This is a genomic window from Mucilaginibacter sp. (assembly GCF_028288225.1).
Classification (GTDB): domain Bacteria; phylum Bacteroidota; class Bacteroidia; order Sphingobacteriales; family Sphingobacteriaceae; genus Mucilaginibacter.
Genome location: NZ_JAQBOC010000014.1, coordinates 16,896 through 40,410, shown reverse-complemented (window position 1 = coordinate 40,410; position 23,515 = coordinate 16,896). Strand labels below are relative to the sequence as shown.

The 23,515-nt window shown below is 42.1% G+C and carries 22 protein-coding genes; 5 read left to right on the top strand and 17 right to left on the bottom strand.

Going from position 1 to position 23,515, the window contains the following annotated elements:
* Positions 1 to 8: 8 nt before the first annotated feature.
* Complete coding sequence (locus JWQ54_RS03390; protein WP_299580213.1) at positions 9 to 1,376, bottom strand: TolC family protein; 1,368 nt, start codon at positions 1,374 to 1,376, stop codon at positions 9 to 11.
* Complete coding sequence (locus JWQ54_RS03385; RefSeq protein ID WP_299580210.1) at positions 1,360 to 2,007, bottom strand: TetR/AcrR family transcriptional regulator; 648 nt, start codon at positions 2,005 to 2,007, stop codon at positions 1,360 to 1,362. Before JWQ54_RS03385 ends, JWQ54_RS03390 begins: the two co-directional genes overlap by 17 nt.
* Positions 2,008 to 2,873: 866 nt before the next feature.
* On the opposite strand from JWQ54_RS03385, the gene JWQ54_RS03380 reads away from it, so the two are divergent.
* From JWQ54_RS03380 to JWQ54_RS03370, 3 genes are all read left to right on the top strand, one after another.
* Positions 2,874 to 5,342 carry a PIG-L family deacetylase gene (locus tag JWQ54_RS03380; protein WP_299580207.1) on the top strand — a complete coding sequence of 823 codons (2,469 nt, stop codon included), beginning with the start codon at positions 2,874 to 2,876 and terminating at the stop codon, positions 5,340 to 5,342.
* Between the two features lie 199 nt (positions 5,343 to 5,541).
* The gene (locus tag JWQ54_RS03375; protein ID WP_299580203.1) at positions 5,542 to 5,730 is read left to right on the top strand and encodes a hypothetical protein; all 189 of its coding nucleotides are present in this window, start codon (positions 5,542 to 5,544) and stop codon (positions 5,728 to 5,730) included.
* 108 nt (positions 5,731 to 5,838) lie between these two features.
* Positions 5,839 to 7,566, top strand: a complete 1,728-nt coding sequence (locus JWQ54_RS03370) for a sodium:solute symporter (protein WP_299580200.1) — start codon at positions 5,839 to 5,841, stop codon at positions 7,564 to 7,566.
* 66 nt (positions 7,567 to 7,632) lie between these two features.
* Here JWQ54_RS03370 and JWQ54_RS03365 read toward each other — a convergent pair whose 3' ends face one another.
* The 4 genes from JWQ54_RS03365 to JWQ54_RS03350 form a co-directional block, all read right to left on the bottom strand.
* Entirely contained in the window at positions 7,633 to 7,962 is a 330-nt protein-coding gene (locus JWQ54_RS03365; RefSeq protein WP_299580197.1) for a YnfA family protein, read from the bottom strand.
* 143 nt (positions 7,963 to 8,105) lie between these two features.
* On the bottom strand, positions 8,106 to 8,954 hold the full coding sequence (locus JWQ54_RS03360) for a DUF2911 domain-containing protein (RefSeq protein ID WP_299580194.1): 849 nt from the start codon (positions 8,952 to 8,954) through the stop codon (positions 8,106 to 8,108).
* A gap of 319 nt (positions 8,955 to 9,273) precedes the next feature.
* On the bottom strand, positions 9,274 to 9,783 hold the full coding sequence (locus tag JWQ54_RS03355) for a hypothetical protein (RefSeq protein WP_299580192.1): 510 nt from the start codon (positions 9,781 to 9,783) through the stop codon (positions 9,274 to 9,276).
* Positions 9,780 to 10,361: a sigma-70 family RNA polymerase sigma factor gene (locus JWQ54_RS03350; RefSeq protein WP_299580189.1), complete on the bottom strand. Its 582-nt coding sequence runs from the start codon at positions 10,359 to 10,361 to the stop codon at positions 9,780 to 9,782. The genes JWQ54_RS03355 and JWQ54_RS03350 overlap by 4 nt, the downstream gene beginning before the upstream one ends.
* 347 nt (positions 10,362 to 10,708) lie before the next feature.
* Here JWQ54_RS03350 and JWQ54_RS03345 point away from each other — a divergent pair, with 347 nt between their 5' ends.
* Complete coding sequence (locus JWQ54_RS03345) at positions 10,709 to 11,089, top strand: DUF6249 domain-containing protein (protein ID WP_299580186.1); 381 nt, start codon at positions 10,709 to 10,711, stop codon at positions 11,087 to 11,089.
* Positions 11,090 to 11,105: 16 nt separating this feature from the next.
* Here JWQ54_RS03345 and JWQ54_RS03340 read toward each other — a convergent pair whose 3' ends face one another.
* On the bottom strand, positions 11,106 to 11,621 hold the full coding sequence (locus tag JWQ54_RS03340) for a DinB family protein (RefSeq protein WP_299580183.1): 516 nt from the start codon (positions 11,619 to 11,621) through the stop codon (positions 11,106 to 11,108).
* Positions 11,599 to 12,813, bottom strand: coding sequence for a HAMP domain-containing sensor histidine kinase (locus JWQ54_RS03335; protein ID WP_299580180.1), 1,215 nt, complete (start codon positions 12,811 to 12,813; stop codon positions 11,599 to 11,601). The genes JWQ54_RS03340 and JWQ54_RS03335 overlap by 23 nt, the downstream gene beginning before the upstream one ends.
* A 396-nt stretch (positions 12,814 to 13,209) precedes the next feature.
* On the opposite strand from JWQ54_RS03335, the gene gltX reads away from it, so the two are divergent.
* A complete protein-coding gene (gltX, locus tag JWQ54_RS03330) occupies positions 13,210 to 14,733 on the top strand; it encodes a glutamate--tRNA ligase (protein WP_299580177.1) in 1,524 nt (507 codons plus the stop codon).
* Between the two features lie 160 nt (positions 14,734 to 14,893).
* Here gltX and JWQ54_RS03325 read toward each other — a convergent pair whose 3' ends face one another.
* The 9 genes from JWQ54_RS03325 to JWQ54_RS03285 all read right to left on the bottom strand — a co-directional run bounded on the left by JWQ54_RS03325 (position 14,894) and on the right by JWQ54_RS03285 (position 23,400).
* Positions 14,894 to 17,107: a transferrin receptor-like dimerization domain-containing protein gene (locus JWQ54_RS03325; RefSeq protein WP_299580174.1), complete on the bottom strand. Its 2,214-nt coding sequence runs from the start codon at positions 17,105 to 17,107 to the stop codon at positions 14,894 to 14,896.
* 170 nt (positions 17,108 to 17,277) lie between these two features.
* Positions 17,278 to 18,060 carry an indole-3-glycerol phosphate synthase TrpC gene (trpC, locus tag JWQ54_RS03320; RefSeq protein WP_299580171.1) on the bottom strand — a complete coding sequence of 261 codons (783 nt, stop codon included), beginning with the start codon at positions 18,058 to 18,060 and terminating at the stop codon, positions 17,278 to 17,280.
* An 88-nt stretch (positions 18,061 to 18,148) separates the two neighbouring features.
* Entirely contained in the window at positions 18,149 to 18,784 is a 636-nt protein-coding gene (locus tag JWQ54_RS03315; RefSeq protein WP_299580168.1) for an aminodeoxychorismate/anthranilate synthase component II, read from the bottom strand.
* Between the two features lie 55 nt (positions 18,785 to 18,839).
* A complete protein-coding gene (locus tag JWQ54_RS03310; protein ID WP_299580165.1) occupies positions 18,840 to 20,249 on the bottom strand; it encodes an anthranilate synthase component I family protein in 1,410 nt (469 codons plus the stop codon).
* 214 nt (positions 20,250 to 20,463) lie between these two features.
* Complete coding sequence (locus tag JWQ54_RS03305) at positions 20,464 to 20,910, bottom strand: cytochrome B (RefSeq protein ID WP_299580162.1); 447 nt, start codon at positions 20,908 to 20,910, stop codon at positions 20,464 to 20,466.
* 104 nt (positions 20,911 to 21,014) lie between these two features.
* A complete protein-coding gene (locus tag JWQ54_RS03300) occupies positions 21,015 to 21,446 on the bottom strand; it encodes a hypothetical protein (RefSeq protein ID WP_299580159.1) in 432 nt (143 codons plus the stop codon).
* Positions 21,447 to 21,451: 5 nt separating this feature from the next.
* Entirely contained in the window at positions 21,452 to 21,793 is a 342-nt protein-coding gene (locus JWQ54_RS03295) for a phage holin family protein (protein WP_299580156.1), read from the bottom strand.
* An 86-nt stretch (positions 21,794 to 21,879) separates the two neighbouring features.
* The gene (locus tag JWQ54_RS03290; protein ID WP_299580153.1) at positions 21,880 to 22,146 is read right to left on the bottom strand and encodes a YtxH domain-containing protein; all 267 of its coding nucleotides are present in this window, start codon (positions 22,144 to 22,146) and stop codon (positions 21,880 to 21,882) included.
* Positions 22,147 to 22,356: 210 nt separating this feature from the next.
* Complete coding sequence (locus JWQ54_RS03285) at positions 22,357 to 23,400, bottom strand: AI-2E family transporter (protein WP_299580150.1); 1,044 nt, start codon at positions 23,398 to 23,400, stop codon at positions 22,357 to 22,359.
* Between the last annotated feature and the right edge of the window lie 115 nt (positions 23,401 to 23,515).

Below are 23,515 nucleotides of genomic sequence, written 5' to 3'. Positions count from 1 at the left end.
TGTGATTATTATTTGTTAAGTTTTCCGGTTGATTTTAGTAAGTTATAATATGCAAGGCCTGCGTCAGCTTTTGCTAATTCTAAATTGATCTGAGCCTGGTATAATAATGTTTCGGCATCTGCCCGGTCTGTTGCCGAAGCTATATTGCTTTTATATTTCGATTCGAGGATCTTATTATTCTCACCGGCCTGATCAATGGAGGTTTGTAAAAGTTTTATCTTACCTAAAGCCATTGTATAGTTCTGATAATCCTGGTTAACCTCTTTTTTTACATTATCAAGCTCAATGTTTTTATTGATGATGGTTTCCTCGCGCTGGATCTTAGCTTCTGCAACCTTGTTTTTGTTTGTCCATAATGACGAGTAGTTCCATTTTAAGCCCAGTCCTATTGTTATGGGGGTAATATAGCTGCCGCTTTTAGGCAGCGGATTTGCAGAAACATCAACATAATAACCACTTACCGATGCGCCAAGTGTTGGTAAGGTATTAGCACGGACATTTTTGATATTGGTTTCAGCCACCTTTGTGCGCAGGTCGAGCTGCTTAACCTCGATCCGGGTGCTCAGGGCAGTATCAATATAATTAGTCAGCGGTGCAACCTGCCTTTCGGCTTCATTTATTTGTGCTATGGCAAGCTGGGTACCTTCGTTTAACCCTAAAAGAACATTCAAATTATAGTTTATTATCTTACGGTTGGTTTCAAGGTCAATCCCGTTCAGCTCTATGTTCGAACGTTGCAGCTGAAAGCGCAGCACATCATTTTTAGTCACAAGCCCCTGCTCAAAAAAGCGTTGCGATTGTTTGATCTGCTGATCAATTGAAGCCAGGTTTTGCTGAACTACCTTTTTACTTTGTAAAACCTTATAAAGGTTGTAGTAGGCATTAATAATATCATAGGTTATCTGGTCCTTATCGTTATCTGCATCCAAACGTGCAACCTCGGTAAGCAGGGTTGTTGACTCCTTTGCATATTTCAATTTATTACCGCCAAAAATTGTTTCATTAAGCGAAACAATACCTAAGTAAGCATTGGCACTTTTGGGTAATGATATGTTTTGGTCGCCAAAAGCAAGCTTGTTTGCCGGGATCTGTGCCCGGTTGTAATCAAAACTCGCATTCCCGGTTGGTAAAGCCTGATCTTTTGCCTGGTTAAACTGCGATATAGCCTGGTCGATCTTGTTTTTCGAGAGCTTTAAAACCTTGCTGTTATCAAGGCCAAGCTTAATGGCTTCGTCAAGGGTAATTGTCCTGTCTTGCGCTTTTGCTGCTATGCCAAGCAACAGTGTTAGCAGTATGGCAGGGATAAGGATCCGCACGAAATTTTTTAGCGTGCTTTTTAAAGGGTGTAGGTCGGTGTTATTATTTTGTGTTATCATTGTCGTTCACTAAGTATACTTTTAACAGGTTCTTCAAAAATAATTTGATGCGTGGTTTTAGTTTTTCTTCCAATATTTTTTCGTCCTGGATATCATAGCCAAGCAGGGCAGATGACATAAGCGGCGTGTTTACGATAAAATTCTTGGTGCCATAAAGCGTGGCTATTACCATTTCAATGTCAGCATCCTTTTTAAATTCTTTTTTATCGACCCCTTCTTTCAGGATCTTCCATAATTCTGATACGCTTTTCATCAAAATGTTTCGGATCTTATCAGAAATGTCCGACCGGCGGTTCATGCTCATTTCCTGGTAAAGCAACTTTTGGAAACAGTTATTTGTAAACACCCTGTCGCCGTATACTTCAATATATTTTTCCAGTTTAGCCCATGAACTTATTGATTCGTCGTTGCCTATATTTTGTAAGATCCCCTGGAAGGTTGTTATTTTTCGTTCAAATACGGACAGGAACAAACCTTCTTTTGAGCCAAAGTAATAATTCAGCATGGCCATGTTTACACCGGCTTCACCCGATATTAAACGGGTTGATGCGCCGTCAAATCCCATTTCTGAAAATATGCGCTCGGCAACATCCAGAATATGATCTTTTTTATCTATCTTCTCTTTTTCCATAATTTTAACAGCACAAAGTTAATCAAACGATTGATTGAGTTAATCATGTTTTTGTAATGTTTTTATAAATAGCTGACAATCAGCAGCAAAAAATCAATCAATCGATTAATCAATTGAGATAAATATTGTTTTGGGGATAATATTATAATAATAAACGTGCCACGATAATTAGTGAATTGCTGATTTAGTGAATTAGTGATCGATGAATAAATACAGCAAATAATGAAAGTAAAGACAGGCACTAAGATGGGTGTGCAAATAGTCAACACTTCGTAACAATATTATCTTTCGGACTTCCGGACTTTCCCGACTTCCGGACTATTCCACATAATAATTAGTGAATTGTTGATTTAGTGAATTAGTGATCGATGAATAAACACAGCAAATAATGAAAGGAAAGACAGGCACTAAGATGATATGGGTGTGCCGATAGTCAACACTTCGTAACAATATTATCTTTCGGACTTCCGGACTATTCCACATAATAATTAGTGAATTACTGATTTAGTGAATTAGTGATTGATGAATAAATACAGCAAATAATGAAAGTAAAGACAGGCACTAAGATGATATGGGTGCGCCAATCGTCAACACTTCGTAACAATATTATCTTTCGGGCTTCCGGACTTTCCCGACTTTCGGACTACCACATAATAATTAGTGAATTGCTGATTTAGTGAATTAGTGATCGATGAATAAATACAGCAAATAATGAAAACAGTAAACATACACTATGCTTAGGAAGTTGAAAACTGTCGCCATGCCGCACCACGGGTTACGCTGCGCTAAACTCGCGGCAGCGTCATATTTTTTAATCCGCACATTCCAAATCCGCACATTCGCACATCTTTAATATATTTGCTTACATGAACCGCATCAAACTTATTGCCACACTGTTATTTGTTGCTCCTTTTGCATTTGCCCAAACAGCTCCGCCGACTGATATAGCCTCCATACAGCAAAATTTTAAAAAGCTGGATGTGCTTGGAAGCGTGCTGTATGTAGCAGCACACCCTGATGATGAGAACACCCGCTTGCTGGCCTACCTGGCACAGGAAAAGCATTACCGTACCGGCTATCTTTCCATGACGCGTGGTGATGGAGGCCAAAACTTATTAGGTAACGAGCAAAGTGAACTTTTAGGATTGATCCGTACGCAGGAGCTTTTGGCTGCACGTAAAGTTGATGGCGCCGAACAGTTTTTTACCCGCGCAAACGACTTTGGGTTTTCGAAAGGGCCGGATGAAACATTAAAGATCTGGGATAAGGAAAAGGTTTTGAGCGATGTGGTTTGGGTGATCCGAAAATTCAGGCCCGATGTAATTATATGCAGATTTCCTACTACAGGCGAAGGCGGTCATGGGCATCATACCTCATCGGCCATTCTTGCCCAGGAAGCATTTGCTGCTGCTGCCGACCCGAAACGTTTCCCTGAACAATTACAGTTTGTGCAACCATGGCAGGCCAAACGTTTACTTTGGAACACCTTTAATTTTGGTACAACAAATACTACCAGCCCCGATCAGTTTAAGATTGATGTAGGCGTTTATAACCCCACACTTGGCAAAGGTTATGGGGAGTTGGCTGCCGAAAGCCGCTCGAACCATAAAACCCAGGGCTTTGGATCGGCAAGGCAGCGTGGTGAATCATTTGAATATTTTAAAACTATTTTGGGTGATGCCCCGCAAAAAGACCTGTTCGATGGGATAAATACTTCATGGAAAAGAGTTAACGATGGAGAAGCAATAAATGCCGGTATAAATATAATCCGGAAAAGCTTTGATGCTGATAATCCCGAACAATCGGTGCCAGCACTGATAAAGCTGCTCGGCAGGGTTGAGAAAATTTCAGACACCTACTGGCGGGCTCAAAAAACTAAAGAATTGGATAACCTTATTGCGGCCTGCGCCGGTTTGTGGTTTGAAAGCTATGCCGCCGAACCGTCCTATGCATTGGGCGACAGCATCCACATTCGCTCACAAGTGCTTGATCGTTACAACGATAAAATAAAACTGAACAGCATCAGCATAAATCAAACAGAAAAAAGCTTTAACAGCCAGGCTATCCCTGCAAATCAATTACAAACGTTAAATACCAGCGCATTAGCCAATAAAATTACACAGCCTTACTGGCTTGAAACGGCACACAGTATTGGGGCTTATAACATTCCGGGCCAACAGTTTGTGGGCAACCCTGAAAACCCCGATTTGCCAACGGTTGCCTTTGAATTTATAATTGAAGGTAAGCCTATCCGCTTTGAACGCCGTTTGGTTTATAAATATGTAACACCGGTTAATGGCGAGATCTATCAGCCCATTGAAATAACACCACCGGTAACCGCAAATATTACCAGCCAGGACTATATTTTTAATAACAGCAGTCCGCAATCTGTCCAAATAAAATTAAAAAGCTATACCAAAAGCAACGGAAACATCAGCATAAAACCAATAGCGGGTTGGAAGATCAGCCCGGATAAGTTTGATTTTTCGGATAAAAACAAAGGCGATGAATGGACAGTGACCTTTAGTGTAAGCCCTGCCGGGCAGCATCCCGGAACTACGGTTTTAGACGCTGTTGTAACGGTCAACGGCAAACCATTTTCATTGGGTATTCAGCATATAAAATATGATCATATTCCCAATATTACTTTGTTTCCGCCATCGCAGGCAAAACTGATAGATGTTAATCTGAAAATTGCCGGCAAAAAAATTGGCTACATTGAAGGTGCCGGCGACCTGGTGCCCGAGGCATTAAGGCAGGTAGGTTATGATGTGCATGAGCTTACCGAAAAAGAAATAATGAATGGCGACCTTGCCGGTTATGACGCCATAGTTACCGGTGTGCGCGCTTACAATGTGAATGAGCGCCTTGCCATTGAGCAGCCAAAGTTGCTTGAATATGTAAAAAATGGCGGCAACCTGGTTGTACAATACAATAACAATAACGGCCTTGTAACCAAACAGATAGGCCCCTATCCATTTAAACCGATAAATCAGCGGGTTACAGATGAAAATGCAAAGATCACTATACTGGATAAACAAAACCCGGTTTTAAATTATCCAAACGCTATAACACAGGATGATTTTAATGGATGGATCCAGGAGCGGGGTTTATATTTTGTGGGCGATATTGCTCCTGATTATAAACAGGTATTGCAGATGAATGACCCGGGCGAAACACCCAATAACGGCGCTTTAATAACCGGCAATTATGGCGAGGGGCGGTTTATTTATACTTCGCTGGCATTTTTCAGGCAGTTGCCCGCCGGGGTTCCCGGTGCATATAAGCTGTTTATAAATTTGCTAAGCAAGCCTAAAACACAGGCAATACCGTAATATAGCAGGGCGTATGCAGTATATCCTGATACTGTGCCGCCTGGGCGTACTTTATAGGGCAACGTGCAACAGCCGGGGCAAATCGAAAATCGTAATTGCCCGAATACATTGCGTAATCAGATCTAAAACAATTAATGTTACCCTATTGCTATACATCATTTAATCCGTTATTTTTGCCCCCCATAACACACAGCGTATTATGAAACATCACGAAGAAGAAGACAACAGCTACGATTACCTATATTACCTAATTGGCTTACTTAGCGGCCTTTTTACAGGTTTCGTTATTGATACTAATTTTATATTGACCCCTATTTTAGGAATTGTAGGCTTATTATTTGCAGGCTTTTTCCTGAATGTTTTTGTCAGAGGTCGTGGCAAAGCCTGATCCTGAGCTACCATCATTTATACATAGCTGGAACCAGTTTTACGGCATCGTCGCCGGCTGGCTGGTTCTGTTAATTTTTATTTTCTGGCTCATTACAATCCTTTTTGAATGAGCTTAACCGACTGGATCGTTCTTGGCGTTACACTGCTTACCATTGTAATATATGGGGTATGGAAAAGCGGCGCTAACAAAAATATCGACCAGTACCTTATGGGCGGCCGCTCGTTATCGTGGTACCATGTGGGCCTATCGGTAATGGCAACACAGGCCAGTGCAATCACCTTTTTATCGGCACCGGGCCAGGCTTACTCAGACGGGATGCGCTTTGTTCAGTTTTACTTGGGCCTGCCGCTGGCCATGATAGTGCTTTGCGTTACCTTCGTCCCTATTTTTCATAGGCTCAAGGTATATACCGCTTATGAGTTTTTAGAGAACCGCTTCGATCTGAAAACAAGGGCGCTCACTTCCTTTCTGTTTTTGATCCAGCGCGGCCTTTCAACGGGTATTACCATTTATGCGCCATCCATTATTTTATCAACCATACTTAATATCAATACGGTTTATACCACCCTGTTTATTGGGGGGCTGGTAATATTTTATACGGTTTATGGCGGCACCAAAGCGGTATCATACACACAACTGCTGCAAATGAGCATTATATTTTTAGGGATGTTTTTTGCCGGCGCGATGGTAGTGCACCTGCTGCCCGAACGGGTTGGCTTTGTAAAAGCAATTAAGCTTGCCGGCAAATTGGGCCGCATGAACGTTATAGACTGGAAGTTTGACCCTAACAACCGCTACAACGTGTGGAGCGGCCTTATCGGCGGTTTCTTTTTACAGCTCTCTTATTTCGGTACAGATCAAAGCCAGGTTGGCCGTTACTTAACCGGCAGCTCAATTGGCCAAAGCCGTATGGGACTGATTATGAATGGCCTGTTAAAGGTCCCCATGCAGTTTTTAATTTTATTGATAGGGATCCTGGTTTTTGCATTTTACCAATTTAACCGGCCGCCAATGTTTTTTAACAGGTACGAGGTTGAACAGGTAAAGAAAAGCAATTATGCCGGTCAGTATAACCAGCTTGAAGATAAATACACCGCAATTTTTGAGCAGCGTAAAAGCAAGGCTGAGAATTTAGTAAATGCTTTGGACAGTAAGGACAAGACGCAAATAAGCCAGGCGCAGCAAGCTTTAAAGGTTGTTGACAAAACGTCAGGGGAGATCCGCAGGGAAGCTATTGCTTTGATGAAAAAAAATAATGTGAAAGCTAATGGGGACGATACCAATTATGTGTTCCTGAACTTTGTTACGCACTACCTGCCCAGGGGATTAATAGGTTTACTTGTAGCCATAGTTTTCCTGGCCTCAATGGGTTCAACGGCAAGCGCTTTGAATTCATTAGCATCAACCAGTGTTGTCGATATTTATAAACGCATTATTAATCCCGGCGCTACCGATAAAAATTATTTACTTGCGTCGAGGTTAGCAACCATATTTTGGGGAGTTATATGTGTGCTGATGGCGCTGTACGCCAGTAAGGTTGGCAATTTGCTGGAGTTTGTTAACCAATTAGGATCATATATTTATGGCACCATACTGGGGGTATTTGTAGTTGCCTTTTATTTAAAAAACATACGGGGCAATGCAGTTTTTATAGCCGCTGTAATTACCGAAGCATTAATATGTATCATGGGATACTTTGAACTGGTAGCTTATTTATGGCTGAATGCTATAGGTTGTATTTTGGTGATTGTAATAGCAGCGGCGATTAATCCATTAATGCCGGATAATAAAAACCGTGTCATTGCGGGGAGGAACGACGAAGCCACCTCGTAGCTATACAGACCGGCCCTGCTTGCGACGAGGTTGCCGCGCTTCGCTCGCATTGACAAAAAACAATAACTACTTCCTTGGCATATAAATAATTATACACGCGCCAATCAGAGCTATGCCGGCCCCGATAATGTCATATTTATCAGGCTTAAAGCCGTCTACCTTCCAGGCCCAAAGCAAGGCCATCACTATAAAGACCCCACCATAAGTGGCATATACGCGGCCAAAGTTTGCTGTTTGCCACGTAGCTACAACGCCATACATAATCAAGATAAGCCCGCCAAAAATACCGTACCATACCGGCTTATCAGACTTTAGCCAGAGCCAGATCAAATACCCGCCGCCTATCTCACAAAGGCCGGCTAATAGGAATATTCCTAACGATTTTATGATGTTCAATGGGTGAGGGTTAGTGGTTGTTGCACATTATTTTTTGAACCATGATTAAAGGGTTGTGCGATTTCCTGATGCTTATCATGCAGATAATCAAGAAATCTTTTAATCATGGTTCAAAAATCCGAAATCGAACATCCGAAATCAAATCAGCTCTTTGCCTGGTCAATAACCGCCTGGTTTAATCGTACATATTCATCGTCATTGCTCGCCTTTGCAAGCTCAATGCCTTCCTGTGCTGCTTTAATGGCAGCCGCTTTGTCACCCATTTTAAGCCGGATCCGGGCCTCCCATAATTTATACCATGGACCCTTGGGCTCAACCTTTTCGGCCTCCAAAGCCCAGCCTAATGCCTTTTTCATGTCCTTATTATTTTCATAATAATATTGTATGGCATTAAAGTAATAAGGTTTACGGTCACCTTTCATCAGCTCGTCAATGTTAGCTGTTATCTTGGCATCATCATCAGTATTTAGTTTTATAGATATAGCTGTATGGTCCCAAACCAAATGCAGATCAGAAGAATGAGTGGTTTCATCAGCAAACTGTATGGTAAAGCTTTCACGTTTTTCGGCGCGGTAAGTAGGTTTTACCTTAAAGCGCAAAAGGTCATCAGCTTGTTTATAGCTATAGGCACCCCATTGTTTAGCAGTTTTATTCAGTATAACTGTCCATTCATTTTTATCCGGTATGGTAAATAATGAATAAGTGCCGGCCGGTACACTGTGCCCTTCAACAATTACATTTTCGGTAAAACTTATAGTAGTAGCGGCATTGGCACCAGTGCGCCAAACCTGTCCGTAAGGGTTTATTCCCCCAAAAATCATACGCCCTTTAACACTGGGCCTTGAATAGGTTATGGTTATTTTCCCTAAGCCAAAATCCTGGATAATGGTTTGCATCGGACTTGCTTCCGGAATGCGCGGCGCCTGGGCATTGCTTTTAAAACTGACCCCTGCTAAAAGTATAGCAAGTACATACAGGTAACACTTTCTCATATCTAAATTTTTACACGAAGTTATAGATTGTAGTTGGATTATGACAAAGTATCAGACTGAAAATTATCGCAAAAGTAAAGTCTATAAAAAATAAAAGCCCCCCGCACTTGCTGCAGGGGACTTTCAACCTAAACCTTATCACAATTGAACCGACGAGTGCCGGTCCGCGTTATATTTATCAATTACTATACCAATAATTGCCAATCAACTTTTTTTGACAATTTAACGAAACAATATACATGTGCTTTAAATGGAAAATACTGAAAGCAGCTTTACAAAGTGTATACAACAGCAAATACTTTGTTGTTTTTTTTGTACACTAATTTACTTGTTTTGGAACGTTTTTGCGGCGTAAAAAAGTGTCGAACAGATACAGGGCCAGCACCACATCAAAAAACATAAAGCCTTCAACAACCGGCTTTGATATATGCGCGCTAACATCGGGCATTTTAAAATTGGCAGGTACCTTAACAGCAAGATCCGGGATGCTTTGGCCTGACCAATTCATGCTTGTTAAAGCATATATTAAAAACCCGGTTAACGTTAGCACGAAAAATATCGTTATCCCCATAATTATGCGCTTGTTAATAGCCGCCTTAAGCGGTACCTGCGCCTGTTCGGTACGGATGGCTTCAATTACATTGTAAGTAAAGGCCATAGGCGGCTCATCCAGCTCAATAGCAGCAAACTCCTTATTAAGGGCCAGCAGTTCCTGGTATTTTATGCGGTATGCTTCATCGCCTGCTATTAGCTTGCTGATGGCGCTTTGCTCATCCGGTGTGCAATTGCCATCAATATAGTTCCAAAGTGTTTCTTCTATGTTATTCATATCAGTTCTTTAGCCTCATGTTTTAAATTGCGTTCCAGCTTTTCTTTTAAACGCTGGCGCGCCCTGAATAATTTTACTTTAACCGTATTGGCTTCTATCCCCAATGCCTGTCCAATTTCCTCCAGCGATTGCTCGCCTTTGTAAAACAGGGTAATTATGGTTGCATCATCCGGCAAAAGCTGTTCTATAGCCTGGTTCAGGTAAAACGACCTTGATCTGTTCTCCGCATTATTAACATCATATGCAGAGGAATGGTTTTCTACCTGTATATAAGTGTTTTCGTCATCTATCGAATCAGTATCCACTCTTTTCTTCCTTAAAAATGTCATGGCGGTAGTATATACAATACTATAAAGCCATGTGCTGAATTTTGATTGCCTTTGAAAAGATGCCAGTGAACGGTAGGCTTTTATAAAGCAATCCTGCGCAATCTCCTCGGCGTCTTCTCTCCCTTTTGCAAAACGCATAGCCAATGTAAATACAAAGCGCTGATGCCGTTTAACCAAATCGGCGTATGCCGACTGGTTCCCCGCCAGCACCTGGTCTATCAACTCTATATCTGAAAGCTTGCTCTGCATCTACTATAGCTCTCTGACGATGTATTTTTGTTGGAGGTTACACCCTTTTGTAAAGATAGTTTATTATTTGTTGTAAGGTTGGAATGTTGTAAAGTTGGATTAGAAAAGGGGAAGGTATATTTATGTAGGGGCGTATCGCATACGCCCTTGCCAACGGGTTGACTGCAGTACAAGGGCGTATGCGATACGCCCCTACGGGTGATCTGCCATCATTACAACAACAACCCTTACAACTTTTTTTCAAAAGACTGTAACCTCCGTCATAACCATGTGGTCATAGCATACAAATACACCACAACGGTGTTTAAAACAAAAAATATTTATTAACTTTTAAAAAATTAAATATCATGGAAGATCACGCAAAAGAACTCGGAGTAATGGTGGCAATTATAGTACCGCTGGCATTCTTCGCAATGATTTTTGGAATCGTTTACCTTTACAAAAGAGAACGAATGGCAATGATTGAACGCGGAATGAACCCAAGAATTGACTTGCCGCAGCCGCATACTAATTTAAGATGGGGATTGCTGCTTATAGGATCTGGCTTAGGTTTATTTTTCGCTTACCTGTTAGACAATACCGCATTTAAACACGTAAACGGTGATTTTGACAGCGATGCCAATGTAGCTATTTACTTTGCGCTAATAGCAGTATTCGGAGGGTTAGGCCTTTTTGTTTCGTATTTAGTAGATATGAAATATTTATCAAAAAAGTCTTCGCAAGAATAACTACAGTAATTTAATATCAACTAACTAAATACCTCTCTTTCAAAATCTTCATGTGATGCATTTCATGACCTGCTATCATATAAGCATAAGCCCTAACAGAAAACGGACTGCCGCTGGCAATCCCTTTCTGCGTTGATTGCTGTTCTGTTAATGAGCGGAAAAGATACAGGCTTGATTCGCGCACGGTTTTTAATTCATTTGCCAGATCTTCAAGCGGGCGGCTGTTAAAGGTCGCCTGCTCCATATAAACATCCTGGTCAAAACCCGGCAGGGTGATAGATTCACGCGAGAAAACAAGCGCACGGTAAGCAAAAACCCTTTCTGTATCGGCCATATGGCCAACAACCTGCTTAATGGTCCATTTGCCTTCGGCATATGTGTACGATGCTTTATCAGCACTTAGGCTTGTAAATAAGTTGTAGCTCTCTTCTTTCTGGCGTTCCAGGATCTCCAATATAGGGTCATTGCCAACAAGGTCAAGATACCTGGCAGCATATGCTGAATATTCATCAGGGATTGGTCTGTTTATCATAGCGTGTGTGTTTTAATACAATTCTAAAAGTTGTCCCTTTTCCTAATTCCGAATCCTTCACAAAGATCTGCCCGTTGTGATAGTTTTCTATCATGCGCTTGGTTAATGACAGGCCCAGCCCCCAGCCCCGCTTACGGGTAGTATAGCCCGGCTGAAAAACGGTATCAAATTTTGAGCGTGGGATGCCCTTGCCGGTATCAGATACATCGATAAATACCTGTTTTTTTATTTTATTCCCCGATATATCAACCTGTATTGATCCCTTGCCTTCAATTGCGTTTACCGCATTTTTTAGCAGGTTTTCCAATACCCAATCAAACAAAGGCACATTTAAGCCCGCCTCTAAATGCGGGTTGCCAGTTAGTTCCATGCTTATATTTTTACTTACCCTTACCTTAAAATAATCAACAAAATCTTTTACAACCTCGTAAACCTTGTGCTCCTCCAGCTTTGGTGTAGACCCTATTTTGGAAAAACGGTCGGCAACAATTTCCAGCCGTTTAACATCATTTTCCATTTCAGCAATTAATGAATCATCCCCTGCGCTATATTTTTCCTTCATGAGTTCAATCCAGGCCATTAATGACGATATGGGCGTACCCAACTGATGCGCGGTTTCTTTGGCAAGCCCAACCCACACCTGGTTCTGCTCCGATTTACGCGATGAGCTGAAGGCTGTATAAGCCAGCAATAAAAATATAGCTATTACCGAGAGCTGGATATAAGGAAAATACTTTAACTGGGTAAGCAACGCTGAGTCTTTATAGTAAACCAGCCATTTTTCACCGTAAACATTAAGCCTTATGGGGGCGTGCTGGTCTTGCATATAGGCCAGTTCGCGCTTAAAATATTCCGGGTCATAAGTCAATTTTTTATTACCCTCTGCTGCGAGTTTTATAAATGTTTTGGTTTGATCTAAACCTCTTGAAAGCTGGATATCGCCCTTATCGTTTGTAACAATAGCGGGAACGGTGAGGCTGTCGCGTACAGCAAAAACGTAATTTAAAAAATCATTATCATCTGATATGGTGAGCTGTTTCATGGTAAACGCCCATACTTCGGCACGTGTACGCTCGGATCTTGCAATGTTGCGCACAAGATAGCTGGTATATAATAATGACCCGCTGGCAATTACCATTGCAAATGTGAGCAGTGAATATTTCCAGCGTTTTTTTTGTTGGTATGGATTCATGGGTGTGGTCCGAAAGTCGAAAAGTCCGGAAGTCCGAAAGATGGAACGTCAGAAAAACAGCTTTCTTATATCCGCCCAAAATACGTATTTAGTATCAAAGTCGGAAAAAGAGAAAAATGCGGGACGGGGAATCTTGTATTGCTGGGTTTCAAACCCGGATTTAACGCAGGCCTGCGACCTGCGCTGATGGATTTCACCCTTCAGGGCTTTGTATTTTCCATTTTTCCTGACCCTGAAAGAGTCCAATATACTAGCGCAGGGTAACGCCCTGCGTATATAGATATATCGCTATGGTATACCCCCGTCTATCATTCCAAATTCAACTTTCAGTCTTTACCGACTTTCCGACTTCTGGACTTTCCGTCTTTCGGACTATAAACCTATCTTTGCCAAACTATGTCTGATAAAAAAGTTAGAGTAAGGTTTGCACCAAGTCCTACAGGTGGGTTGCACCTGGGTGGTGTACGCACAGCGTTGTTTAATTATCTTTTCGCCAAAAAAAATGGCGGCGATTTTGTTTTAAGGATAGAGGACACCGACCAAAGCCGCTATGTGGAAGGTGCTGAACAATATATTTTGGATTGCCTGAACTGGTGCGGAATAACCCCTGATGAAAGTCCGGTTGTGGGTGGCCCTTATGCCCCATACCGCCAAAGCGAACGCAAATGTCTATATCGCGAATACGCCGAAAAGCTGGTAAGAGAAGGGCACGCTTATTATGCCTTTGATACTACCGAAGAGCTGGAACAAAACCGCAGGGAGATTCCTAACTTTCAATACGGACAAGCCTACCGCGATGGACTGCGCAACTCATTATCACTAAAAGAGCATGAGGTTGATCAATTGCTTGATGCCCATACGCCTCATGTTATCCGCATAAAAATGCCTGCTGACGAAAGGGTGAGCTTTAACGATATGATCCGCGGTCATGTAAGCTTTGAAACCAACCAGGTTGATGACAAGGTTTTATTAAAGGCCGATGGAATGCCTACCTATCATTTGGCTGTGGTGGTTGATGATTACCTGATGAAAATTACACATGCTTTTCGCGGAGAAGAATGGCTGCCATCAGCACCTGTGCATTTATTGCTGTGGGAATATTTAGGCTGGAAGGCTGATATGCCGCAATGGGCGCATTTACCACTGATATTAAAACCTGATGGTCATGGCAAGCTCAGCAAACGCGATGGCGCACGCCTGGGTTTCCCGGTTTACGCCATGAATTGGTTTGATGCCAAAACAGGCGAGCTTACCCCAGGTTTCCGCGAGCTTGGTTTTTTACCCGAAGCGTTTTTGAACTTACTGGCGATGCTTGGCTGGAATGACGGCACCGATCAGGAGATCTTTACACTGGATGAACTGGTTGAAAAATTCTCAATAGATCGCGTTAGCAAGGCAGGGGCTAAGTTTGATTTTGAAAAAGCCAAATGGTTCAATGCGGAGTGGATTAAAAGGCTGAAAGCTGAAAGCTTAAAGCCAAAAGTGAAAGCAATTTTGGAGGATAAAGGAATTGTTGTTACTAATGATGATTACCTGCTGCAGGTTATTGATAAGGTAAAGGACCGCTGCGTGTTACTGCCGGATTTTTACCACCAGGCCGCTTACTTTTTTGAGCAGCCAAAGGAATACGATGTGAACTCTGTTAAGCCAAAATGGACGGATGCTAAAACAGATTTCTTTAACGCTTTTATCAATACCGTAAATACCACCGAAACGTTCGAACCTGTTGAACTGGAAACTGCATTTAAGGCCTTAGCTGAAGAAAAGGGTATAAAAGCAGGGGAGTTAATGCTGCCTTTCCGCATTATGCTGGTGGGCGGTAAGTTTGGCCCGCATGTGTTTGATATTGCTGTGCTGCTGGGGAAAGAAGAGACTGTTAAAAGAATTGAGAAGGCGTTGGTGGTGTTTGATGAAGCATAATCAAAAGCAAGGCCTATGCGATTCCTCTCTTGAGAGAAGTGCAGGGGTGTGTTCGCCATACATTTACGCCAGTGCATTAGCGTAAATGCATGGCGCAGAAACCCACCCCTGCCACTTCACTGTCCAACGCGCCCCCTCCAGGGAGGGGAATTAAAAAATCTTAACTCCCCGCGCTCAAATATTCCACCAAATTATTTATACTTTTTGCTACAACGCCAACCTGGTCCTGTGCTTCTTTCCAGTTGCGCTGTTCAATTGCTTCGCGGATGCCGGGCAGGGTTTTTACACCATAACCGGTATAAAAGCCAGGGGCGTAAATGGTATGCCTGTACCACGGGCGGCGTGGCAAACCGCCGGCAGATAGTAATTGCTGTTCGGCGTGGTAAAGCAATTTGTTCAGCTTGTCATTATTGCCATTGGTTTGTGATGCAATTGTCCAGCTTGCTGCCAGTTTATCAGCAACTTTTTTGAGCGTATCAACCGCGGTTTTTAAAGCGGTAAAATCAAGCTTTGGTACGCTGTCTTTTGCAACCGGAAGCTGCTCGTGTTTTGTCGGATCGGCGGCTAAAGCAAAGTCGTTTGCTTTTATAAGCTGGTTATCCATAGCGGTGTTTTCGTGCATTTTATCAACCAGCTCATTCAATTCGGTAACATATTTATTAATGGTGGATTGCAGGTTGCGGAAATCAAACGGCAGCAGCTCGGCATTGGCCATACGTAAAACAGCATGCCCGGCAGTTTGTGATAAAGCAACACCATACTTAAATGATGAGTCTTTAAATCTGCGGTAATCATCATATGAATCATAAATTGAATGATATTCTCCTCCGCCGTCTTCACCGCCAAAGCCCAGGTCTAAAGTTGGGATCCCCAGGTGTTGTAAAAATGAAGAATAGTCAGATCCGGAGCCTAATGATTCCAATTTACCGCCTTTCCTGTCCAGTATTTCTTTTTTGTCTTTTACTGATGATGCACCAACAAGCTCATGCGCTTTTTTACGTGCAAACACACTTACATTAGTTTGCGGGTCGTTTACATTTTGGGTTATCTCGTCCATAAAAGGTTCAAGCGCCTGTGAGCCGCCCGATCCTAAAAAACCGCGTCCGTTACCATCTGAGTTAATGTATACAACCGCTTTTTCCTGCAGTTCCTTGTCATGCCCTTCGGCAAACTCTGTTGAGCCCAGCAATCCCGGCTCCTCGCCATCCCACGAACAATAAATTATGGTTCGTTTTGGTTTCCAGCCTGTTTTTAACAAATCGCCAAGTGCTTTTGCCTCATCAAGCATAGCCGATTGACCGCTTATAGGATCGCCGGCGCCATTTACCCAGGCATCATGATGATTGCCGCGCATTACCCATTCGTCCGGCCATTTCGAGCCTTTTATTTTGGCTATAACGTCATAAGCCGGCACCATATCCCAGTTAAACTCAAGCTTTAAATGTACCATTGTTTTTCCCGGGCCAACATGATAGGTTATAGGCAAGCCACCCTGCCAGTCGCGCGGGGCAACAGTGCCATCCAATGCCGCCAGCAATGGCTGGGCATCATGATAACTAATTGGGAGTACGGGGATCTTTAATATGGTTGCGGCATCTTTCCTGTCTAAACGTTTGGCATCCTTAGTAGCGCCAATGCCGGGTGTAAGCGGATCGCCGGGATAAATCACCATATCCATCACCGAACCGCGCTGAACGCCATATTCGTTCTTATATGCGCCTTTAGGGTACACATCGCCGGCAGTATAGCCATCATCTTTAGGGTCGGAGTAAATAATACAGCCAATTGCACCATGTTCATAGGCTACTTTAGGCTTTATTCCACGCCATGAACGGCCGTATTTGGCAATTACAATTTTACCTTTAACATCAATGCCCAATTTGGCAAGCGTTTCGTAATCATCGGGTAAGCCATAGTTTACAAATACCAGTGGCGCACTTACATCACCATCGGCACTCCAGGCATTATAGGTTGGCAATTGATCAGCCTGGCCGGATGTGGCATCTTCGGTCAATGCCGGCTCTTTTAGCAGCGCGCTGTATTTTGTTGGACCGATAAGCTCCAATACCCTCGTTTTTGGGGTAGGATAAAGCACTGTATACGTTTCAAGATGAGCATCAAGCCCATAGCTTTTGTATTTCTGCAGGATCTTTTCGGCCACCGCCTTGCTTCCCGGCGAGCCCACGTTATGCGGAAATGCTGTAAGCTCCTTAATAGTTTCGCCTATACGCGGAGCGCTTAATGAGGCATCAAAAGCTTGTTCGGTTTGCAGTTCTTTAGCTGCCGAAGCTGCTGTAAAACCGCTGATGGTTTTTTGCTGGGCACTTGCTGCTGCAGCTATTGCAATAAAAGCGAGCGTAAGTTTTTTTTTCATATTTACGGGGATGAATGTGATTTGTGAAAATAGGGAATTTGGGGTGGATTGGCAAATGATGTGAAGATGATGTGCGGATGTGTGGATATGCATATGTGCGGATGCCTTTCAATAATACCAAATACTATTCAATCATCCGCACATTTAAAATTCGCACATCCGCACATCTTCTACAGTTCTTTCACAAATTCCTGCATGGCCAATCCGGGATCTTCCTGTTTCATAAAATTCTCGCCTATTAAAAACCCGTTAAAGCCGGCTATTTTTAGTTGTTTGATGGTTTCAGGATTACTGATGGCGCTTTCCGAGATCTTTAAAAATTCAGAAGGAATATATGGGGCCAGCTTATAAGAGGTTTCAACGGATACTGTAAAATCTGCCAGGTTACGGTTGTTTACACCAATAGCATCCAGGTTGGGGTTGATGCTTCTCTCCAGTTCTTCGAGGTTATGCACTTCCAACAATACATTTAATCCCAGGTTTTTCGCCAGTGATGCCAGCGTTTGAATTTCGGCGGGTGTAAGGATAGCCGCTATCAGTAAAATAATATCAGCACCTAATGATTTTGCTTCAATTATTTGATATTCATCAATCATAAAATCCTTACGCAAAATGGGAATGCTATTGGCCTGGCGGGCAGCAACAAGATCTGCTTTTTTGCCCATAAAAAAATTGCGGTCTGTTAAGACCGATAACGCCGAAGCGCCCGCTGTTGCATACCCATTGGTAACCGCCTTAACGCTCACCCTATCATTAATTACTCCTTTTGAGGGCGATTTGCGCTTAAACTCAGCAATAATGCCAGTCCGCCCGGGATCAAGCAAAAAATCTTTAAAAGAATAGCAATCCCTTTGGAAAAAGTCTGATTCTTCCAGCTTTGTGTATGATGTACGGCGTTTGGCAGCCAGTACTTCGCGCTTTTTGTTGATGACGATTTTATCTAAAATGTTCATTAGCCCCCCAACCCCCTAAAGGGGGAGTTTTTGATTTGCAATATGTTAATTAATATTCAGAAAAGCCACCCCGCTATTCTCTCCCCCTTTAGGGGGTCGGGGGGCCCGGCTTCAACCAGTTCTGCATCAGCTCTTTCCCATGCTCAGTCAATATTGATTCCGGGTGAAACTGCACGCCGCGCACATCATACTGTTTGTGGCTCAGGGCCATTAATGAGTTGTCGGCTTCGTCAATTGCGGTAACAGTCAATGAATCCGGCAGCGCATCTCCATCTACAACCCATGAGTGGTACCTGCCCACCTTAAAGCTTTCGGGCAAGCCTAAAAAAAGCTTTTCCTGCTTATCGGTTACTTTAATAGGAGTTGCAATGCCATGCATCGGCTGACTAAGGTTATACAACTTGCCGCCAAAAACCTCGGCTATAGCCTGCTGACCAAGGCATACGCCAAAGATGCTTTTTGTTGGTGCATACTTTTCAATTACTTCCAGCAGCAAACCGGCCTCGCTTGGTATTCCGGGGCCGGGCGACAGGATAATGCGGTCGTAAGCGTCCACATCATCAATATTAAATTTATCATTTCTCCACACCTCACATTGCATGCCAATTTCGTTAACCAGGTGCACCAGGTTATAGGTGAATGAATCGTAATTGTCTATTATTAAAATCCGGCCCCCCGGCCCCCTAAAGGGGGAGGTGGAGCTTATATCATTGCTATTTGTCATTTTATTTTTTAATTATTCATCTCCTGTTCCCCCTTTAGGGGGTTAGGGGGCCGCCTTAAAGCTCTTCAGCCAATTCTATCGCTTTCCGTAAAGCAGCTATCTTATTATCAACTTCCTTTAGTTCACTTTCTGCTATTGAGCCGGCAACTATGCCTGCACCCGCCTGGTAATGCAGGGTGCTGTTTTTACTCAAAAACGAGCGGATCATAATGGCATGATTAAAATCACCATTGAAACCCAAAAAGCCTATTGCCCCACTGTAAAAGCTGCGTTTTGTTTTTTCATTTTCGTCGATGATCTCCATTGCACGGTATTTTGGTGCGCCGCTTAAAGTACCCGCGGGATAAGTGTCGGCAACTACTTTAAAGGATGATACACCAGGCAGCAGCTTACCGCTCACATGTGATACCAGGTGAATGAGGTGCGAGTAATATTGCACTTCTTTAAAGGCCTTAACTTCAACTTCACCACAGTGGCGGCTTAAATCGTTACGGGCCAAATCAACCAGCATAACGTGTTCGGCAGATTCCTTAGGGTCGTTTTCCAGCTGACGGGCTATTTCGGCATCCTTTTCATCATCGCCGCTGCGCTTAAATGTGCCGGCTATTGGAAATATATTGGCTATTCCATTTTTTACCGTTATCTGCGCCTCGGGCGATGAGCCGAAGATCCTGAAATCGCCATAATCAAAATAAAACAAATAAGGCGATGGGTTTATGGAGCGCAATGCCCGGTACACATTAAATTCATCGCCCAAAAACTTTTTAGAAAATCCGCGCGAAGGAACAATCTGGAACACGTCGCCACGGTAAATATGCTGCTTCATTTTTTCAACCACAGCCATAAACTCTTCGTTGGTTAGGTTTGATTGCTCCCCGTCCTTGCTTTCAAAATGATATTCAGGGAAGTTTTTGTTGCGGATAAGATCAGCTAATTTTTCAAGGCCGTTATTATCTGCTTCGCCTTCCGGCTGGTTATGAAAAATATAGAGCTCATTTTTAAAATGGTCAATAGCAATGATATACCTGTAAATATGGTACTGCATAACCGGCACCTTGCGGGCGGTATCTGCACTTTGTTTCAGGCGGATGGTTTCAAAATGTTCAACGGCTTCATGTGTAAAATAGCCAAAGATGCCATTGGATATAATTTTACCGGGGATTGGATTGGTTTCAAAACTGCTTATAAATTCATTGATCTTGCTGATAAGATCAAAATTGCCTGGCGTAAAGTGTTCTTCAGTGCTATCCGGATAAGTTACTTTAAGTGCGCCATCATTTAAAACAAAGCCGCTTATCGGCTCGCAGCAAACATAGCTCATGCTGTTTTCACGGCTATGGTAGTCAGAGCTTTCAAGCAGTAACGAGTTGGGGAAAACATCGCGCAAGCGCAGGTAAATGCTTACCGGAGTTGTGGTATCGGCAAGCATTTTTTTCAGCGTTGTTATAATTTTATATTTCTTCATATCCTTTTAAAAAAGTCTTAAAAACAAAAAAAACCCTGCGAATGAGGTTCGCCGGGTTTCCTATTAGGTTTACAATTGATTAGTTGATCAGATCAAAAAGTTAGCCGGCTGCCAAAATTAATTGGTGCCACCAGCTATTATTATGATTGATCTTGATCATTACGGTCACAAATTTATAAAGAAAATTGAATTAGCAAATTTTTTCTGCATTTTTTTATGATTGTGAACCTAAAACAGGCAGATTACCAGCCATTATTGTAGCCACAATTATTAAAAAAGCTACGATATAGTAAATTGCAACCGTACGGTGTTTGCTTTCGGGCAATATTATCTTTTTTGATTTGCTGTGCCCAATGGTTATTAAAACAATGGCAATGATCATCCCTACCCAATGCTCAACAGTGAAATAGCGGGTAACGTCATTTTTCATGGTGCCGCTGTTAAATTGCACAAGAGGGCTTAAAAAAAACAGCACCAAGCCGATAAGCAGCTGGGTATGTGCCGATATCAGGGTAAACAAATTGATCTTGCGGTTAAGCTGGGTGTATGGTTTTTGCCCCAGCCAGCCCAGGAGGGATTGAATAATGGCTACCAGTATTAATATAAATACAATGTACCTGAACCCCGAATGAAGTTGTTTGATAATGAGATAAGCGTTCATCGAATAAAAATTTATTCGAATATACGTTTTTAGTGTTAAGTCAATAGTAATAAGTATTGCCATTAAAACGATTAATGACTTTTGACTCCGGGCTAATGACTTACTTAATAAGTTTCGCTTAAAGGAGGGATAGTGTTACGTTCAGGATTTTTACTCTTTTTTTCTTTCGCGGCAAAAAGAGTTTTTATTTTATCCCAAAGGCCCATCACAGAATCTTCAGATATAAAATGTGATGCTTTTTGTGAAACAAGGCCTACCAGGGCTTTTACCAAAAAGCCTGAATGCCGGAATATGGTCTTATTAAGCGTGAAAGGTAAAACAAAGCGGGAAATTAGCCCTACAAGGTCCTGATCGAAAAAGCCGGTAGATTTGCCATCAGCCGAAAATGACCTGGGGAACAGCGATCCTAAAGTTGATATGGTTGATGAGAAATTTTTAAACCGCAGGCCAATGGCAACGCTTTGCTCACGCTCCTGCCCCTTCAGCCTTAATATTTCATTCCTTAGATCATTTATATTTCCGATAGGTACATCCATTTGCATTAGTTTTTAAAGATCTTGTGGATAAACGCATTAACAATTGGCTTTTCAATAGCCGATTTATTATATTTAATGGTGAGTGCTATTATTAAATATAAAACGGCAACGCATCCAAATCCCATCCAATCGGCGCCAAATAAACTACCTAAATAAAACGCAAGGGTAAAGCTGGCAAATACAAAAGCCAGCACCATGCTCATTACTGCAACAACATCGGCAATAAGGCTTGCTGCAATTGAGGTTCCTCCTTCAATTGCCTGGTACTTTGCCAATTTAATACGCGTTTCAGCGTATTCTCTAAGCTGATCAATAATAGGTGGTGGTGTCTCTTTTCCGGCTTCCATTTTTTTAAGTCTATAGTCGTAAGCCTTAAGTCCGGAGTCAGTAAACAGTTCCACTAATGACTCAAGACTTAAGACCCAGGACTTAATTATGCGTGTTCCAAATCGTCTTGGTATTCTTCTTCAGCGCTGCTAATTTTTGATTTAATGCTGTCAACAACCTTATCTTTTAAACTAATAAGATTTTCAATTTCGGCCGAAGCTGTTTCTTTAATTGAATCGCCCAGGTTTTTTAATGATTCGGCGAGCTTATCACGTGTTTCGTTACCTTTATCAGGTGCAAATAGTACGCCTAATGCTGCTCCTGCCGCCAGCCCTACCAGCAATGCGACAAATACTTTTGAGTTATCGTTCATATACTATAAATTTTTAAGTTGAATAATTGTTTTAATTATGATTAAATATCCTGACAAATGTTACCAAAACGGACTTTTTGTCTTTCAATTGCCCGTATTTGCAAATATAACAGTTCATTGTTATATTGTCCATAGTCCATGGTTTATGATATTCTTTAAACTTTTACTTCTCTATGGACTATCGACTATGGGCCATGGACTCTCTTCTACTCATCCATCGGGCCCGGTCCTGATACGCTCGAGCCTGTCGGCAGCCATTCGGTTGGTTTCATAGATCTCCAATAATAACAAAAAATAAGATAACAATAATGGGCCAAATACCAATCCTAAAATTCCAAAAAGCGGGATGCCTATAAAAACCCCGATTATGGATATTATAGGGTGGGTATTACCAACCCGTTTGTTAATTATCATCCTTATTACATTATCAATATTGCCAATAAACAGCAAGCCATAAGCCATTAGTAAAATTCCTTTTAAACTATGGCCGCCGGCAATTAAAATAATGCCGGCCGGTATGGTTAGGGTGGGCGCCCCTACAATAGGTAAAAATGATATAAAAGTGCCTATAACACCCCAAAATACGGGGTCGGGGATGCCAAAGATCCAGAAACCGTTGGCCAGCAACGTTCCCTGTGTTAACGCAATTATACCCTGGCCCAATACATTTGAATAAGTGGAATTACGCAAAGCAATTGCAAACTTTACAGCATGCTGCTCCCGGAAGGGAGCATATTTTAACAGCCCTGTTTCAAATTCACGCATTTGGGTAAACATAAAATAGAGCAGAAAATACATTACCAGCAAGGTTATTATAATTTGGGCAGCGCTGCCTAAAATAGAAGGGAACAACTCAGTTGCGTAGGAGCCTAATTTTTGAAGTGTATTTTCGGCGATGTGCGGCTGATTAAAATTGTACCCGGCATAGTCGTCAATTTTTGAAACCCATTCCTGTAAATTAAATGAATTTTTATTAATACTGCTGATTTTGCCAACCACCATAATGCTTAATGACATCATGGGAATAATGATCACTATAAGCGATGTTAAAATGATCATTACTGTAACCAGTGTTTTGTTCCAACCTTTAACTTCTACCATGTGAATATACACGGGCCTGAATATGGTGAAAAGCACAATGGCCCCGAGGATAGAACTAAACAGGCCGCTTAATGCATAAACCAAAAAGCAACCAAGTACTATAATACCCGTAAGTATAATATTATTGCGTTGCTTATAGTTAAAAATTGACATTAAGGCCTAAATTATACCTATTAAACGCAGGGAGCGAAAAATGTTTTGGAGAGGGAAGAAATAAATTAGTTGATTGAGTTGGATTAGGTTAGATTAAGTTGATTTGGTTGTTACT